This is a genomic window from Heliobacterium chlorum, assembly GCF_014502795.1.
In the GTDB taxonomy this organism is placed as follows: domain Bacteria; phylum Bacillota; class Desulfitobacteriia; order Heliobacteriales; family Heliobacteriaceae; genus Heliobacterium; species Heliobacterium chlorum.
In genome coordinates this window covers 15,959-30,776 of sequence record NZ_JACVHF010000031.1, presented here as the reverse complement: position 1 = coordinate 30,776, position 14,818 = coordinate 15,959, and the positions used below count along the sequence as shown (strand labels likewise).

Annotated in this window: 20 protein-coding genes; 2 read left to right on the top strand and 18 right to left on the bottom strand. The window is 47.6% G+C overall.

Annotated features, from left to right (window positions below; genetic code table 11):
* From H1S01_RS17685 to H1S01_RS17640, 10 genes are all read right to left on the bottom strand, one after another.
* Nucleotides 1-473, bottom strand: a 473-nt coding sequence (locus H1S01_RS17685; protein WP_423751943.1) for a hypothetical protein, incomplete at its 3' end; no start/stop codon positions are given.
* Nucleotides 474-596: 123 nt separating this feature from the next.
* The gene (locus H1S01_RS17680; protein WP_207732408.1) at nt 597-917 is read right to left on the bottom strand and encodes a phage tail assembly chaperone; all 321 of its coding nucleotides are present in this window, start codon (nt 915-917) and stop codon (nt 597-599) included.
* Nucleotides 918-937: 20 nt separating this feature from the next.
* Nucleotides 938-1,234, bottom strand: coding sequence for a hypothetical protein (locus H1S01_RS17675; RefSeq protein ID WP_188041719.1), 297 nt, complete (start codon nt 1,232-1,234; stop codon nt 938-940).
* Nucleotides 1,235-1,253: 19 nt separating this feature from the next.
* Entirely contained in the window at nt 1,254-1,676 is a 423-nt protein-coding gene (locus tag H1S01_RS17670) for a phage tail tube protein (protein ID WP_188041718.1), read from the bottom strand.
* Between the two features lie 2 nt (nt 1,677-1,678).
* Nucleotides 1,679-2,047: a minor capsid protein gene (locus H1S01_RS17665; protein WP_188041717.1), complete on the bottom strand. Its 369-nt coding sequence runs from the start codon at nt 2,045-2,047 to the stop codon at nt 1,679-1,681.
* 3 nt (nt 2,048-2,050) lie between these two features.
* A complete protein-coding gene (locus tag H1S01_RS17660; RefSeq protein ID WP_188041716.1) occupies nt 2,051-2,476 on the bottom strand; it encodes an HK97 gp10 family phage protein in 426 nt (141 codons plus the stop codon).
* Nucleotides 2,476-2,787: a hypothetical protein gene (locus H1S01_RS17655; protein WP_188041715.1), complete on the bottom strand. Its 312-nt coding sequence runs from the start codon at nt 2,785-2,787 to the stop codon at nt 2,476-2,478. The genes H1S01_RS17660 and H1S01_RS17655 overlap by 1 nt, the downstream gene beginning before the upstream one ends.
* Nucleotides 2,784-3,131, bottom strand: a complete 348-nt coding sequence (locus tag H1S01_RS17650; RefSeq protein WP_188041714.1) for a hemerythrin domain-containing protein — start codon at nt 3,129-3,131, stop codon at nt 2,784-2,786. Before H1S01_RS17650 ends, H1S01_RS17655 begins: the two co-directional genes overlap by 4 nt.
* Nucleotides 3,132-3,141: 10 nt before the next feature.
* Nucleotides 3,142-3,333 (bottom strand): hypothetical protein, encoded by a 192-nt coding sequence (locus H1S01_RS17645; RefSeq protein WP_188041713.1) that lies wholly within the window; start codon nt 3,331-3,333, stop codon nt 3,142-3,144.
* A 65-nt stretch (nt 3,334-3,398) separates the two neighbouring features.
* A complete protein-coding gene (locus tag H1S01_RS17640) occupies nt 3,399-4,319 on the bottom strand; it encodes a major capsid protein (RefSeq protein WP_188041712.1) in 921 nt (306 codons plus the stop codon).
* A 108-nt stretch (nt 4,320-4,427) separates the two neighbouring features.
* Here H1S01_RS17640 and H1S01_RS17635 point away from each other — a divergent pair, with 108 nt between their 5' ends.
* A complete protein-coding gene (locus H1S01_RS17635) occupies nt 4,428-4,799 on the top strand; it encodes a DUF4870 domain-containing protein (RefSeq protein WP_188041711.1) in 372 nt (123 codons plus the stop codon).
* A gap of 24 nt (nt 4,800-4,823) precedes the next feature.
* Here the strand turns inward: H1S01_RS17635 and H1S01_RS17630 are convergent, their stop codons facing one another.
* The 8 genes from H1S01_RS17630 to H1S01_RS17595 all read right to left on the bottom strand — a co-directional run bounded on the left by H1S01_RS17630 (nt 4,824) and on the right by H1S01_RS17595 (nt 13,216).
* On the bottom strand, nt 4,824-5,369 hold the full coding sequence (locus H1S01_RS17630; protein WP_188041710.1) for a hypothetical protein: 546 nt from the start codon (nt 5,367-5,369) through the stop codon (nt 4,824-4,826).
* Between the two features lie 114 nt (nt 5,370-5,483).
* The gene (locus tag H1S01_RS17625; RefSeq protein WP_188041709.1) at nt 5,484-6,380 is read right to left on the bottom strand and encodes a phage minor capsid protein; all 897 of its coding nucleotides are present in this window, start codon (nt 6,378-6,380) and stop codon (nt 5,484-5,486) included.
* The gene (locus tag H1S01_RS17620; RefSeq protein ID WP_188041708.1) at nt 6,377-7,837 is read right to left on the bottom strand and encodes a phage portal protein; all 1,461 of its coding nucleotides are present in this window, start codon (nt 7,835-7,837) and stop codon (nt 6,377-6,379) included. The genes H1S01_RS17625 and H1S01_RS17620 overlap by 4 nt, the downstream gene beginning before the upstream one ends.
* Nucleotides 7,838-7,891: 54 nt before the next feature.
* A complete protein-coding gene (terL, locus tag H1S01_RS17615; protein WP_243237420.1) occupies nt 7,892-9,586 on the bottom strand; it encodes a phage terminase large subunit in 1,695 nt (564 codons plus the stop codon).
* A gap of 127 nt (nt 9,587-9,713) precedes the next feature.
* The gene (locus tag H1S01_RS17610) at nt 9,714-10,430 is read right to left on the bottom strand and encodes a DNA-methyltransferase (protein ID WP_188041707.1); all 717 of its coding nucleotides are present in this window, start codon (nt 10,428-10,430) and stop codon (nt 9,714-9,716) included.
* A gap of 127 nt (nt 10,431-10,557) precedes the next feature.
* A complete protein-coding gene (locus H1S01_RS17605; RefSeq protein ID WP_188041706.1) occupies nt 10,558-11,484 on the bottom strand; it encodes a tyrosine-type recombinase/integrase in 927 nt (308 codons plus the stop codon).
* A 234-nt stretch (nt 11,485-11,718) separates the two neighbouring features.
* Nucleotides 11,719-12,132, bottom strand: a complete 414-nt coding sequence (locus H1S01_RS17600; RefSeq protein WP_188041705.1) for a phBC6A51 family helix-turn-helix protein — start codon at nt 12,130-12,132, stop codon at nt 11,719-11,721.
* 871 nt (nt 12,133-13,003) lie between these two features.
* On the bottom strand, nt 13,004-13,216 hold the full coding sequence (locus tag H1S01_RS17595; RefSeq protein ID WP_188041704.1) for a helix-turn-helix domain-containing protein: 213 nt from the start codon (nt 13,214-13,216) through the stop codon (nt 13,004-13,006).
* A 650-nt stretch (nt 13,217-13,866) separates the two neighbouring features.
* Between H1S01_RS17595 and H1S01_RS17590 the strand changes: the two genes are divergently transcribed.
* Complete coding sequence (locus H1S01_RS17590; protein WP_188041703.1) at nt 13,867-14,685, top strand: CPBP family intramembrane glutamic endopeptidase; 819 nt, start codon at nt 13,867-13,869, stop codon at nt 14,683-14,685.
* Nucleotides 14,686-14,818: the final 133 nt, after the last annotated feature.

Below are 14,818 nucleotides of genomic sequence, written 5' to 3'. Positions count from 1 at the left end.
CCATTCAGCATCTCTTCCCCGCCGCCGACAGCGGACACCGCATCCCCGATGGCTTTTAGGTTGGGCATCACACTTTCCGCATTGAAGCCCATCGCCAGCATGAGTTTTGCGGAGTTCTGCAGTCCGGGAAATTCAAACGGGGTTGACGCACCAAACTGTTGCAAGTCTTGAATCATCTGCTTTGCCCGATCTGCCGAACCCAGTAGGGTTTCAAAGGAAATCGCAGCCTGTTCCAAATCTGCGTTGAAGGAAACCCCTTTACCCAGCGATAACCCGCCTAAAGCCGCACTGACCGCACCAATAGCAGGCAAGGCGACGGCTTTGAATCCGTCGAAGGCTTTGCCCATGATGCCGCCGGATGCATCCATTTCCTTACCGGCCGTTTTGACTTGGTTCATCGCCGTCTTAATAGTGGCATTGACGCTGGAAATATCCGCTGTGAATTTGACCAACACGCTAGATAAGGCCGGCATACCGTTCCTCCTTTCCGCCAGAATGAAAAGAGCCCGCCCCCGCCGTCACTGGGACATCGACAGCGGGGGTCGGGCCAAGCGTTCAATTTCATCATCATCATGTAGACTCGGAGTGTGAAGCCATCACAACGCTTCCACTGCACAAGGGGCCGGAGCGTTAAATTCCCGCTGCAATTCCTCCAGTGTGCGGATTTGATCCGTTCGGGGCACCCGTTTGGCGGCTACCTCCTTGCCCAGCAGCATATCTGGGGTTACGGGCCTTTTTACGTTGCCGGTTGCATTCATCAGATTCGCAGCCAACCACGCCGTTCGGAGATATTCGGCTTCCTGCCGTTTGCTTTCGTTTTCATGGACGGCTTCCAGCATATCTAACAGTTCCGCAAGGGTTAGTTGCCAGAATTCAATCGAGGTAATCCGAAGCGAACCGAACGCTGCCTGACGCAGTAATGTCCAGTCGCTTCGGGTTATCCGTTTTTTCGGGTGCCCAACTCAAAGGCTTCCGCAATCTTCTCCTGAACATGGGCAAAGTTATCGAAATCGACCATCTCGCCCACTTCCCGTTCGGTTAAGTCCTCATCCTCATGAGCAAGACCGGCCCACAAGAAGGTTCGGATTGCTTTCATGCCTAGATTTGCCCCGTTTAGTTCAGTCACCGATACTCCCAATTTGTCCTCAATTTCCGCCAGGGCATTGAGGGTGTACCGAAGTTTCCGGGGCTTGTCCAATACAATGTCGACGATTCCGCGTTGCTTATTCGCCAAGATAAAGACCTCCTACGTTTTAAGGGGTTGCTGTGGTTACTGTTAAAGCACCCGTTCCGGTCAGTGTGATTTTATAGGTGGCTGCATCATCCTTGGGGAACTCATAGGGGAAGTCGGTGATGATGCAGGTTCCGGTAAACTTCTTGCCACTGGGCATCCGTACTTCGGCTTTTAAACTGGTCCGGGAGTTAAAGGCCGTATCCAAAGCATCCAACGCCGCATCACTGGCCAACATGAAGCCGTCGCATTCGAGCGACCAGGACAGCACCCCGGCAACGTTCTCCGCCCAACCGTAGGCATCTTTGGATGTAGTTTCAATCAGCTTGGCTGACCGGTTTAAGGTAGCTCCCGATTGTCCACCAACGACGGTGTACGTGGGAGCTTCATCGGTCCCACCGGTCTGTATATAGAGCAGTACGTCAACCCCTGCGATTTTTGCCAAGTTCAGACCTCCTCTGTAATGAGTGAGAAATTCAACGAGTAAATCGATCGGTCGTTTTCATCCAAGCCAAGAAATAATGGACTCGATGATTGAGACGCACAAAAAATGACGTGGGTGGTTCCCACGTCGAAGTTTCGTTTGCCCGTAAATGATTGATGAATCTCATTTGCTTTCTCTTCAGCCGTTGCAGGATCACCGGCTCGAATTAAAATTTGTAGGGTTGGTCGGCTAAGATTTGCTTTTACACTGGCTTCTCCCCCGCCGCTAACCCGAACTGTTGCACAATCATCCACCATGACCGGAAAAACGTTCGCAAAATACATGAAGGGGACGGCTTGCTGAAGAACAGCGATAATTTGAGCCATTCGCATGCCTTACGCCCCCTTCAAGACTTTCTGGATTTCCCGTTCAATGTACTCTTTGTATGTCTGGGTCTCGCCTTCCAATGGACGGGTCAGGAACTTGTTCCCGACGGGATAATGCTTTCCACTCATTCCATAGCCGCCGGGTTTAGCCAAAGAACCAGGACCGAGCGGGTATTTCAGTTCGTGCATGGCCAAAGCATAATTAAAGCCGCGTTCTTTGATGCTGTAATCAACGGTAGCCGTAACTGTACTGGAGGTAGAGGTTACTTCTTTGGCAAAGGATTTTTCCAAGATGCCTTTGTCATGCGGTGCCGTTTCCGATGATGCCCGAACAAGGTCATCGGCACAGTCATGGACGGCACGCTTTATCTGGTTACGGATCTCTTTCTCTGCTCGCTTTAGAACCTTGTCGTTCACTTTTACCTGAATTTTCATCAAACCACCACTTGTGTAAACAGCGGTTTTCCGGAAAAATCCCGAATAATGCTGATTCTCAAAGGGCTCTTGGTAAAGCTTTGATGGAGTTCATCGGACCACACTATCTGATCACTAACGCCTAACGCAACCAATTCTTTCATTAAAATATTGGCGGTAGCGACTACCTCTTGACCGTTCGCCTGCACGATTCGCTTGGTAGAGGCATCAATCCGGCAGGGATACATGGTAGGTTTACTAAATGAGGGTTTTCCCCAGATATCCAACGCTCCCGCCCTACGGATCGTGACGGTCTGTTTCATAGGAATCAACCAGCATACCTCCCCACCCGACGACCGAGGATAGCAATCACTTCAGGAGAGACAGGGTTTACTCGGTCCATGGAGATGGAAAGTCCGCTAACCGATACGGACTTTACGCCTTGCTGCGTTTTACGGATCGTTTCGTCCATTCGTAACAACCAGAGAGCCTGTTCAAAAACGGCTTCTTCAGGAATGGGGTAAATATCCGGTTGGAATCTACGGAATAACCGGTAGAGTTGGATTTCGGCGGTATTCAAGGCACGTTGGCGAGTGATATCATCCGCTGACATCCAATCTTCGTTGTGAAGGACACGATGAGTAAGGTAGGCGTTGGCGTTACTCAAATCAACCATTGATTATCACCTATTTTTTAACGGCAGGGGGCTTTTTTTCTTCCGAGGTTTCCTCTTTAACTTCTTCTGCCGTGTACCCGTAGTCCCGAGTAAACAGATTTTTCAACCATACCTCTTCCACGGTAGCCTCACCGTTGGTAAACAAGATCCCCTCCGTGACACCGTTGTAAATCTTGTTTGGCGTGATGATACGATATTTCAAACGCTTATCCTCCCATATAAAAGATGGACGTGGCAGAGTCTGTATCTACCACGTCTGTACTAAGCCTAGGGCTTCGGAACGACACCTTTTTTGATATACCGTAACCGAGCTGCAGCCCGAGGATGGAATACAGCCATACCGCAATAGAACTCAATCCGAGTTCGGAAGACCGGCTTGCTGTCGATTTCTCCGAGGTCACGGACAGAAACACCACCGTTTCTAAGTCCCGACACATACTGTTCCGCACCGAATTTTATCGCGTAAATCGAGGCGGTATCACTCGTGGTACCCGCTTTATCCAACTCGGTAAAGCCAAGGATTTCTTGACCGGCTCCATCGGTTTCAATAATCCGAATCGGAATCCCGGCATAGGTGGCAACCGGGCGACCAAAAGAGTCTTCGCCGCTTTCGATATAGTGCTTGGAGTTTTGCAGGACCAGTTTAAGTTCTCGACGCATCGTTTTTGAGCAGAAAATGACGTCTGGCTCTCCTTCGACAGCGTCGATAAGTTCATCGATCTTTGGCAAATCAAGCACTTCGTCTTTTCCGTCAATCACCTGCTTATTGGTCAGCCGTTTCTGTAACCCATCGAATTGCCCCGGTTGAGCCGCGTCCCCTTTGATAAAGGCACGGGTAAATTCCAAGGCTAGTGCTTTGGCTTTCATATCCGTGTGGATGGAGCGAATATCGTTGACGTTGCCTCGGGTTTGAACCAGGAATTTATCGATGTCCACGTCGCCACCGAGAATATACAAGCCTTCGGAAAGTTGGTTGACCACACCGGCGGATTCTACATAGCCTTCGTTGACCGAACGAAATGCGATACCCGGTAAGGTCTGCTCCTGATTGTACTTGTACGAGTTGCCCGAAATCTCCATGAAGGGCAAGAGTTCTAAAATTGGAGAAGATCGGGCAAAAGTGCTAATGACCCCTTTTTGCAATACATCGGTTGATAACTTTGCTGCTTCTGTCATGGTAAGTGCCAATGTAATTTCCTCCATCATCCATTTTCTTTATCCCTAGCCTGACTGGTAAGTTTGGAGTATAATTGTGATAGTTACAATAATTTCTTGATTCAAAGGAGGTTGGCTGTGATGAATGACGTCATTGGTTCCCCACAAGTCCCCTCTCGAGACGAGAGAACTTGGGCAATGCTTTGTCACCTTTCCTCACTTCTGGGTTTCATTTTTCCTGTTATCGGTCAAGTCGTGGCTCCCTTGGTCATTTGGTTAATAAAAAAAGAAGATATGCCCTTCGTCGATGATCAAGGTAAGGAATCCATTAATTTTCAAATTAGCATCCTAATTTATGCGTTTATTAGCTTTCTTTTGGTTTTTCTCGGAGTTGGAATTTTGCTATTGATGTTCGTTGGCTTCGTTCAATTCGTCATGACGATCGTTGCATCGATTTCAGCGAACGATGGGAAGCAATACCGTTACCCTTATATTTTTCGTTTAATTAAATGAAACAGATTTTTGTAGCACAAGTGCTTATCCTCTTTGCGAATAACCAAGTTTAAGAAGCTGTATTGGACTCAATTGGTTAAGATCTGACGTCATCGTCTGAAGTGGATTCGTTGCTTGGCCGACGGGCTGTTCTTGTTTCTGGCCAAACAAGCCCTTCTTTTCAGCCGCCGTTAACCATTCCAACCTGGCTTCCGGCGTTAGATTGCCGGGAACCAAGTCGTGAAAATCTTTTGGAATACCCTCTAACTTGGCTTCCAACAGACCGTTAATAACCGATTCCAACTGTTGCACCCGGCTATTGGTGGCTTTGTAACCGTCGTTTGTTTTCGCCAGTTCGTCTGCAGTGGTTTTATAGAGTTCTTCAAACTTACCTTGTTGTTCTTTCGCCTTTTTCGATTGCTGGTCACGCTCGGCTTGCAGTTGCTCCAGTTGGGTCTGTACATCTTTATATTTGGTGTTGATTTCGTCGAACCGGGATTTAGGGATGAGATGCTCTTGGGGCGTAGGTTCAGGCTTTCCTTCGGGAATCGTTTGTTGTTGCGGCTCCTGTACTTGAGTTTCTTCGCTCAAAAGAATATCCTCCTTACCCTACGTTTGATATCGCGGTTACGTCCGCGTGGGTTGATTTAGCGGCCAGTTTAACGACATAACGCAGGTAGGTCGGGCATGAAAAAAGCACTCACGTTACATACGGAGTGCTTTCATCTTTTGGTCGTGTTTTTCTCTCAGCCTTTTGGGAAGTAAATCGATGTCCCGTACCGGACTAACGTGATGCTTGCAGTTCGGGTGAAAAATCATTCCGGTAGACCGGACTTGGTCATAGGAGTGATACCCCGGCGTCAGTCCGTGAAGGGAAATAACTATTCCTTCAAAGGCCCGGCAAGCATCTTTTGCTCCGTGGGACGATATGACCGCCAGATCGACGTTACGTTCCAAAGTCTCCACTCGAGTTCCCTCAATGTGGGCCTGGGTGAGCTTTGTTCGGACTACCATTTCGGCATAGGTCGATAGGTTCCACCGCCGACCCGCCCGATCGACAATACCCACCCAAGCATCGCTGTTTAACTTTGCCGACAGACCTTTATGGGTTAGGTCGTTAATGATGGCACCTTTCATTGTTCTGCGACCCATCTGTTCCAACGCTTTCACCCGTAACGTCTCGCTAACGGCGTTCCTTACAAGCTGCTTAATCTTTCTTTCTGTGTTTTGTGTGGCCATCAGCAAATCCGTGTAGGTGTCGTTGATTAACCCTTCGGTTCGCTCCCTGGCCAGCATGGAAAAAGAAATGGACGATGCTGCCTCAGATAAGGAGGATGCATCGCCTAGCGAAAGGATGGTCTGTGCTTGTGCTCCAGTAAATGCTTGATTAATGACCTGCTCGCACCATGATTTCGTGGAGCCGTCCAAGTCTCGAAGGATGACCATGATTTGCGAAAGTAACGATTCGGCATAGGCGTTTTCCAACCCGCCCGATGACGGGATGGTTTTTAATCTACCAGCAATTTCGGTAAACGCCTTCTGGTAATAGCCAATCAGCCGCTGGATATCCCGTTCATAGACGGGCTTTGGAATTGGCGTCATTCACCATCACCGGGTTGTTGAAAAATGGATGGATCGGCCACGGCATCCTCTTCCTGCATACGCTTTAACTCTACATCAGCCTGTTCTTCCGTCAAATCGTCCAGCCACATTAGGGCCGATTTCTGGGAGATGGTTGATTTGCCGCCGGTTCGAATGGACATGATGCTCGCCATCTCGGTTTCGTCATCGGGCAGGCCGTCTTTGAATTTGACCTTGGGCACTGTGACTTCGTAATCTTGTGGTCCCTTACAGGCAATTTCGAGGAGTTGGGCGATCAGTAATACCCGTTTCAAGGCTTTGTTATAATACTGCCGTTTGCGGTTTACCTTCGCCAGAATCGAGTTAAGCCGCCACTTGATCGCCAGACCTGACGCCCCGCTGGTCCCGGCATCACCAGAGCCTAAAGCAATCTCGGGGATTTCGGCGTTGATTAACAGTAACTTGACCAGCTTGTCCAATTCCATAAAAGCTGCCTGTAACTGGCCGTCCCAGGTAATGTACTGCGGAACCACTTCATCCTTCCCCATCACCTCGAAGACCTTATCAACACCCACCCGGAAGATAGGGTTGCCCTGTTCATCTTCGCCCAATGTACCAGCTGGTACCGCCATGGCCGGGTCAGCATGCTTATCAAGGATGGATGCAATCTGCGAAAGCCTGTGGTTGATTTCATCGAACAGAGGCTTGTTTTCGCTGAGGTCATCGATGCCTTCCCAATAATCGTCGGTAGCATAGTTGGGGACGTGGACTACCAGCGGATATGGGACACCGGTAATCACTTCCCGGTGTTCTGCAGAAAGTTCGGCGGAAATCCGCCACTCGTTGATTTCATTGTCCGCGGTGACCACAATCGGGTCTAGTTTGAATTTAGCGTAGACGATGCGGCCCGGATAGTGGGATTCCGCGGTTAACAACCAATCCTCGGCATCACCCCGCTTCACAAGCACCGGGTATGCAATGTGATACGCGATGATGCGGTTCGCGTCGCTGGGAGCCGTTTCAGGGAACACATACTCGGGATTCTGGGATTCGATAATGACCCGGAAGGGATCGCTCTCCTTCCCCACCATCCCGCCGTACTCCTGGCCGTAACGAATTTTGTAAAAGGAGTCGCCCCGGTAGGCGTTGGATAACGCACTTTCGTAGCTGAGGATATGGAGGTCATTCCCCTCAACCAGTCGCTCGATCGCTAGTTGCTCATTGGAGTTATCGTTTTTACCGGCGGAAAATGTGGGTTGTTCTCCAAATAGAAAATCGGCCGATTTCTTACAAATTACGCCGGGTAAGTTTGTGGAGATATAAAGCAGTTCGTTTTGCCTGCGTGAAAGCTTATTTTGAACCCGCTGAAAAACATCGTAATGCCTGCCCAAAAAGAGCTTTTTATTCTCCCGATACCGCCGAATCCGATCACGGTGGGCTGGTGCCGGGTAGTAACTCCCGATGCTGAATAGGGACAATTGAAGACCTCCTTTCCCTTCTTTTCATCCACTTCGATTAGCTGTGGCTATGCGTTACAACCCTTCCGGCTTTTTGTGAAACGTCCTTCGACGTCCGGCACCGCAGAGTTCCACGGCCATCTGTAATGCATCGGGCAGGTCATCGTGGTCGTGGCTAGGGAACTGTTCCAGCATCTCAAGAAGAAGTCGCTGGTGCCTCATAAAACGTAAAATCCCCTGCTCCACTAATGGTTCAAGGGATTCAATGCGTTCTTCTTTTTTACCCCGGCTGACCACGGCTTTCAGTTTGGTATGGTAGATACTTTGCCGGGTTAGGAGTTCTCGAAGTTGCCGGAATAGGTCATGTTGAGCTTGCACCGTTTCAATGGCAAAGACCCTGTGCCGATACTGGACGATTTTATCTGCTGCTGCGGCAAGGGCTTCATGGGCTGGACATTTCATCGCCCAGGCGTCCACAACATACAACACACCCGTTCGCCGATTTCTGGCGACGGTTAGAATGGCGTTGTAGTCAGAGCGATTGTTTTTTCCCATGGCGATATCCCAGGCTCCGAAATAATCTACAGTTTGCCGATCGAGATCCCCGTAGTCGAAAAACGTAAACCAAGAAGGCCGGAAGATTTGACTTTCCTCATCCACTGGGTTATTCATAAATTCTGAAGAGAAGGCCCGAGAGCCGATATTCACCTTTTCAATCATGAGCTTTAGAAATGGGAACCGGGTAGGCCAAAGCACCTTTACACCCCGGTCCATCTCTTCCCGGTTGGCGGCATATAAAGCTAGGGCATCATCCAGCCGGTTTGTGTTTTCCGCATCACGGCAGATAGTTTCGAATCTCTCCCACAGGTCTTCTCGTTCCGGCCGGGAAAGTATCGCGGCATAGGTACGGCTCTCAAAATCCGCTCGATTCAACACGGAACGGAGCAGGCCCGAGGCGTGAACGATCGTCCCCATGTAAATGAAGGCTGTCCGAGTGGGGTCTCCGATGGGCATCACGACGGAGTTAAACCAGTGCAGATTCTTTTCCCGCAATTCTGGGGTATTCGTATTTTTGGCGGATTCCAGATCGTCCAAAATCACCAGATCGGGCCGGTATGAGCCGTTCCGTTTCCCCCTAAGCTGTTTCCCCATCGATGCGGCTTCCACCAGTACCCCGGAACTGGTCAGAATGGCTTCTTGATTATCCTTGTCGTTCATCGATTTCCGGGGACTAAGGAATTCACCGAAGTCTTCCCGCAACTTTTCGTTAAATTTAAGCTGGCCGGAAATCCACTCAATGAACTTTTTACTCATTCCGTCCGTTTCAGAAATGATGAGGATGTACTTTCGCTTGCCATAGACGATTTGATGAACCGGAAAGCAGTTGGATAGATAGGCACTTTTGGCGTGTCCCCGAGGGGCGGCCCAGCCGATTCTGGCGGTTACATTTCTCTCGGACACGTTTTCAAGTAGGCTACAGAGTTCCCGGTGAAACATAGGGGCGTCGTCGATGGTGGTTCCCGTAGGGATAAGGTTTTGATCGTTTGTCGGGTTTTTGTCATCGGAAAAGTACTCGTAGCAGAAATACAGTACATCGTTTTCCGCCCGGTCAATTCGACGAAGTTTCGCAAGTTCTTTTAGATTGGCAATAAAGTCCGCCTGTTGAAACTCAGAAAGTCCGCGGTCTGCCTCCACCCGTTCATACAGACGGATTTTTTCTTCGAGCATCATGAGCCGTTTTTGCCGTTCGGCCCTGTTCCAGATGTCCATGCTTATTCACCTACCCCCACAGCCGCGTTCTTTGGGGCCAACGTTCGATCGAACCCAGGGACTTCGAGTATTTATGCCACATAAAAAAAACTGGCCGCTTAGAATGGCACACAGCGGGCCAGTGATTTTAGGCAGCAACTCTTTGAAGTCGCTCTTTGGCAAGTTCGATATATTGAGGTTCAAGTTCAAAAGAGATGAATCGACGACCCGTTTTCTTGGCGGCCACACACTCACTACCGCTTCCCCCGAATGGAACAAGAACGATATCTCCGGGATTAGAAGACTTGCGGATGAGAAACTCGATAAGGTCTTCGGGTTTTTCATGGTTGTGCCGTAGGCGAGCCGGGGGAACTCGGTCAAACGGTAAAATATCGGTATGTCGGGAAATGCCGTCTACTTCGTTTAAGTCCCTGCGACCCTTTTGGCAGAACAGGATGTTTTCATACTGACCGGCATAGGCACCTCGGAGATCGCCCATGGACCGTCCGTTTTTCATCCAGATTAAGCTGTTTTTAACCAGAAAGAACTTTTCTAACAGTGGTTGCTGAATCTTGACCTTATCCCACCGGGTAAACCAGTACACGTGAGAGTTTGGCTTCAGGACACGGTTGATTTCAAAAATCACTGTGGCAAGAAATTCGGCATTATCCAAACCATCGTTTTGGATTCCCTTGGCGGACAGAAGCGGTTTTACTTTACGGTTATTTGACGTGAAGTTGATTCCATACGGAGGGTCGACCACGGCTAGGTTAACGGATTCATCCGGTAATTGCCGCATCCCCACGATGCAGTCCATGTGATAGACGCAGTCCAGTTCAATCTTGGTACAACAATAACAATTCAAAAAGTACCCTCCTCCCATTTCGATATAACCCCTTCCGTATTGAAAAGAGAGACTGAATCAGCGGTCTACAAGTTTCGAACAAAAGAAAATCCCCCGGCGTACACCGAGGGACAACAGATGGTCTATTTTAAGTCCATTCTAGTTCCGAAACCGCCCGTTCAAGATCGTCGGAACCGGGCCGGGTATAGATAATCGTTGTAGATATGCAGGGATCGCCGTTGGCTTTTTGGTGCCCCATCAGCCGAGCAATAACATCCAGTGGAACCTTGTGGGTAGCCAGTTGATGACCAAAGGTATGCCGTAGGCTATGGCAGTTCAGGTGGGCGATTCCGGTAAGCTCTTTATATTTCTCGATAATAACCTGAGCCGCTCTGGTGGTCATTTTGGAAGAGCGGTTGGTGAAGAAAAGGTAATCGTTAGCCTGCCGGGGATATTCCGCTAGGTACAGGGCCAACACCTTCCGAACATCGTTATTTAACGGGATTTCCCGGTACTTTCCGCCCTTACCGTTGCGGACAGTTATTTGTCCTTTTCGTTCGGATAAATAAGTCTCAGAAATTCTGAGAGTCACTATTTCATTGACTCGTAGGCCTGTATGTAAAAATACTGTAATCAACGCGAGGTCTCGAAGGTTCCCCCGTTGGCGTACGGTGCGTATGAGCAAGTTCTGTTCATTCCGGGTAAGCCATTTGGGGTTTTGAGCCGGTGTGGGCACGTTTTCAACGTCGGTGGCGGGATTATCCGGGATATCGCCACGTTTAACGTAAAAATCGAAGATTACCCGGAGTTGTAACAGGGTTAACGCAATGGTACGAGGCTTGTAACTATTTCCAGACCACCTTTTGAAACGTGATATGTCCGATTGAAGCACCAGCCCCAGGCCGGAGCCCCCCCGGTGGGGGTGGGGTGGGGGTCCATCATTTGATGCAGCTGTTGTCGCCGGGTGTTCCGCATCGAACCAGCGTTTGAACCGGCCCCATGAAGCTGCGTACTGTTTGACGGTGAGTGGGCTTTTCCCCAGCCGTTCGAGGTCTTCAAGGAAGTCTGCGATCATTGCTTCGTCCGCCCTTCTGAATATACGATCAAATATTTCGGGGATAATGGGACCAATTATATGGGTTTGTCGGCTACAGTATAGCTCTTTTGATCGTATAATCAACAGAAGAATGATCAAACAAAAAAAGAAAAGCAGCCATCCCTTTTCGGGGGTAGCTGCTACAGAAATGGAGACCTGTGGGCCATATTCAGTTTACACAATAATAAACTTGTCCGACAAGAGGTAGTTGGATCATTCCCCTAGCATACGCTTCAACTCTGCGATTTCATCCGCCAGGGATTCATTATTCCGGGTATCCTCAACCGTGGCCGTTACTTCTTTGACATCTGTTAGCTTGCCACGGTTCTTCAGCAAGAGTTCTAGAGCTTTCAACTGGGTCTTTTCGTTATCGGCTTTCACCAGCGTACGGAGCCGCGAATAAGCCTCTGTTAGAAAGTCCTCCATCAGCAAGTCCGCGAGGTGATTCTGGTACGCTAAGAACTCGGGGTCTTGTTTCCACCGGTAGATGGTCCGGGGACTAACGCCAACCTGCTCTGCAATTTCGGCTACTGTTAATCTACCGTCCAACTCATTACCCACGAAAAGTTCTGCTGCCCTTGCCTGCTCGGGAGCCACAGCGAATACTGGACGTTTCCTTACTGCCATTCTATGATCACCCCCCTCCAGGACTTCACAGTTTTATCTTCTACATAAGGACATGATAAAAGACCGCTTTTCAACGGTCTGTGCGTATGTCATATTACAGTGAATTTCCGGTGTACTACGACTGTTGCTGCCGCCACCGGGATATTCCTGCTCATATAAAGGTTGGGGTATACCGGTTATTTACAAGCTGGCCGGGGTGTACCGTCCTATACTGTATATACAGTTATAACAGTATAAGATCTTATATACCGGTATAGATACATACTTTATGTCAAAAAGCGTGACGTACCCCCGTCGGGATCTTTGACATAGGGTACTGTACTATAGATACCGTTATTACAGTTTTACCGGTAGATATATAGAGTACAATACTTAGTGTCAAATAGCGTTGCGGGGTACGTCGGGGTTTTTGACATAGGTATCGTGTTTATAGTTCTACCCGGTTAAATAACGAAAGAGACAACAGAACTCACCGACCCTGCTTGCCCTCCGCCTGGCCCACTCAACATGGCATCGGAGTTGGCGACGTCGCAGGCTGTGCGGCCATGTGTGTCTCGCTAGCATTATATGTATGGAATTGTATTGGCAAAGTATTGCGTCGAATACGTAGCCAGACAGTTGGGTCTGTGAAGGATACGTTTGATTATTCAGTTTCAGGACTGCGGTTAATTACTTTTGTTTCATATTTATCGACTATGCCCTTATATACCAATAGTAACTCCCGTAGCATTTTTTTCTTAACTTCGGGAGAAAATTTTCTTCTATTGATATCGTAGATAAGTTCTTGTAGGTAAGGGGTCTGCTTAATTTCTTCCGTTAATTTGTCTGGGACCTTTCCAAATCTCCAGTTTAACTCATCCTCTTCAAGACCTTAATATTTTTCCAGATCTCGTAAAACTTTTTCGTCTGGGTCTGTAACCTTACCTCTCTCTAAGTTCGAAAGATAACTATGGTTTTTCAAACCGATGTCTGTAGAGACTTTCGTTACGGTAAGCTTTCGTTTTTGTCTTAGCTCTTTTAAGTATTCGCCTGCCTCGACCACCTGCATTAAGATGGCGGTTTTCTGGTCCAGATCGAGATCCAATCAAAATCCATTCCTATCTAGCGTTTGGATTAAAATAAACTTAATTCCGACTAAAAAATAAAGCTATTTTGTTTCCCTTTTGTTAACCTCGGTGATTAAGAACCCTATGTTCGCTAGTTTGCGAATCCTTTTTCTGTAATATCCCGAAAAATTTCGGGGTTATTTGTTGAGAATCTCTGTATAAAAAAGCGATCTTGTCGCTAAAGACAAGACCGCTAGTTAATCTAGTGAAGTTTAATTTTTTCACGATTAATCTTAATAAAACGTGCACTGTCCTTAGCCTCAGCCATCTTTATCTTCAAGAAGTGATCGACATCTTTAGGAATTTCTATCCCAGTTGCCTTTACCTTGTCTAATAAGTCTTGAAGATTTATGACTACAGACTCGTAATAGTTTTCAGCGTCACGGAATTCAGCTACTCTCTTTTGAGCACGTTGTCTGCGATTTTCCCTCCATCTCTCGAAGATAGTAATCACCTCCTTAAGTTTCAGGATAACCAACCGAATAACCAAGCTCGATGGTGATTTTAACTAACAAGAACAATTACTCCCTCTAGTCACTCAAATTTCTGTATTTACTATCTTGGGATTGTTAATACTAATCCTGCTTGATTTAAGAACATTTTAGCTAAACAAAGGCAGGAGAAGTAAATGTTTTCTATAGAATATACCGTGCCTTCCAAGCGAAAAGCTTTATTATTTCTATACCTAATACCCCTTCTATATTTTGCCGCTTCGTCAACTTTTTCCTATATTCCATTTATTAATGGTCTAGTTTTCTGTTTGACGCCTGTAATTTTTGCTCTTATCTTTGCAAAGTCGACCCTACGACCATACTTTATCGTTCGGGAATCTTGGAAAAATATGTTTCAGATTGCATTAGCCATTCTAATTACAAGTAATGTACTTGCTGGCTTATCTCTGTTGGTTCTATTCATCCTATCACTAACTTTAAGTTTATTAGGTTTCGACTCTGATGCCGTTAGTCTAACTCCATTTATAGTAAAGAGAACACCATTAGAGGTGTTTATTCAATACAACCTATTGTTGCTACCGTTTATCGCTATTGGCGAAGAACTAATGAAAGTAATAATCTTTCTAGGAATTGCTTCTCTGCTACCCTTACCAAACAACTATCGAACTCCAGTAGCCGTTGTATTAGCCGCTCTTATCTTTGGCCTATTCCATGCCATCCATTATTCCTTGGCTTATACTATTCCAGTCTTCGTCGGAGCTATTCCGTACTTTGTTTTCTTTCTGTTGTTTAGAAGCATTATTCCCTTGATTATTGCCCATTTTATTCACGATGGGATAGGGTTCTTGTTTCACTTAGAGACTGTTGGTTTTCCGCTGATGCTCCTGGCATTGATTACCTTCCTCACATGGATGTTCGTTATTAAACCGGAGGAAAGAATTATCTCGTATCTCGAAGAGCGACGGTCACAGGTAGACGTAATCCAATTAGACTAACCATTATGGCTCCAACCTATAAGGAAAAGCAGTCTAGCGGTATTGCTAAACTGCTTTTTTTGACGTAATCGCAAGAGGTGTAATCCTATTTTTCGGCGATCTGACCATCCACGAACTCTACTCTATAAGTCGC

Coding starts and splice junctions, on each gene's coding strand:
- H1S01_RS17665 (WP_188041717.1), bottom strand. CDS start 2,047: ATGCGAATGGCTCAAATTATCGCTGTTCTTCAGCAAGCCGTCCCCTTC.
- H1S01_RS17660 (WP_188041716.1), bottom strand. CDS start 2,476: ATGAAAATTCAGGTAAAAGTGAACGACAAGGTTCTAAAGCGAGCAGAG.
- H1S01_RS17650 (WP_188041714.1), bottom strand. CDS start 3,131: ATGGTTGATTTGAGTAACGCCAACGCCTACCTTACTCATCGTGTCCTT.
- H1S01_RS17635 (WP_188041711.1), top strand. CDS start 4,428: ATGAATGACGTCATTGGTTCCCCACAAGTCCCCTCTCGAGACGAGAGA.
- H1S01_RS17625 (WP_188041709.1), bottom strand. CDS start 6,380: ATGACGCCAATTCCAAAGCCCGTCTATGAACGGGATATCCAGCGGCTG.
- terL (WP_243237420.1), bottom strand. CDS start 9,586: ATGGACATCTGGAACAGGGCCGAACGGCAAAAACGGCTCATGATGCTC.
- H1S01_RS17605 (WP_188041706.1), bottom strand. CDS start 11,484: ATGATCGCAGACTTCCTTGAAGACCTCGAACGGCTGGGGAAAAGCCCA.
- H1S01_RS17600 (WP_188041705.1), bottom strand. CDS start 12,132: ATGGCAGTAAGGAAACGTCCAGTATTCGCTGTGGCTCCCGAGCAGGCA.
- H1S01_RS17590 (WP_188041703.1), top strand. CDS start 13,867: ATGTTTTCTATAGAATATACCGTGCCTTCCAAGCGAAAAGCTTTATTA.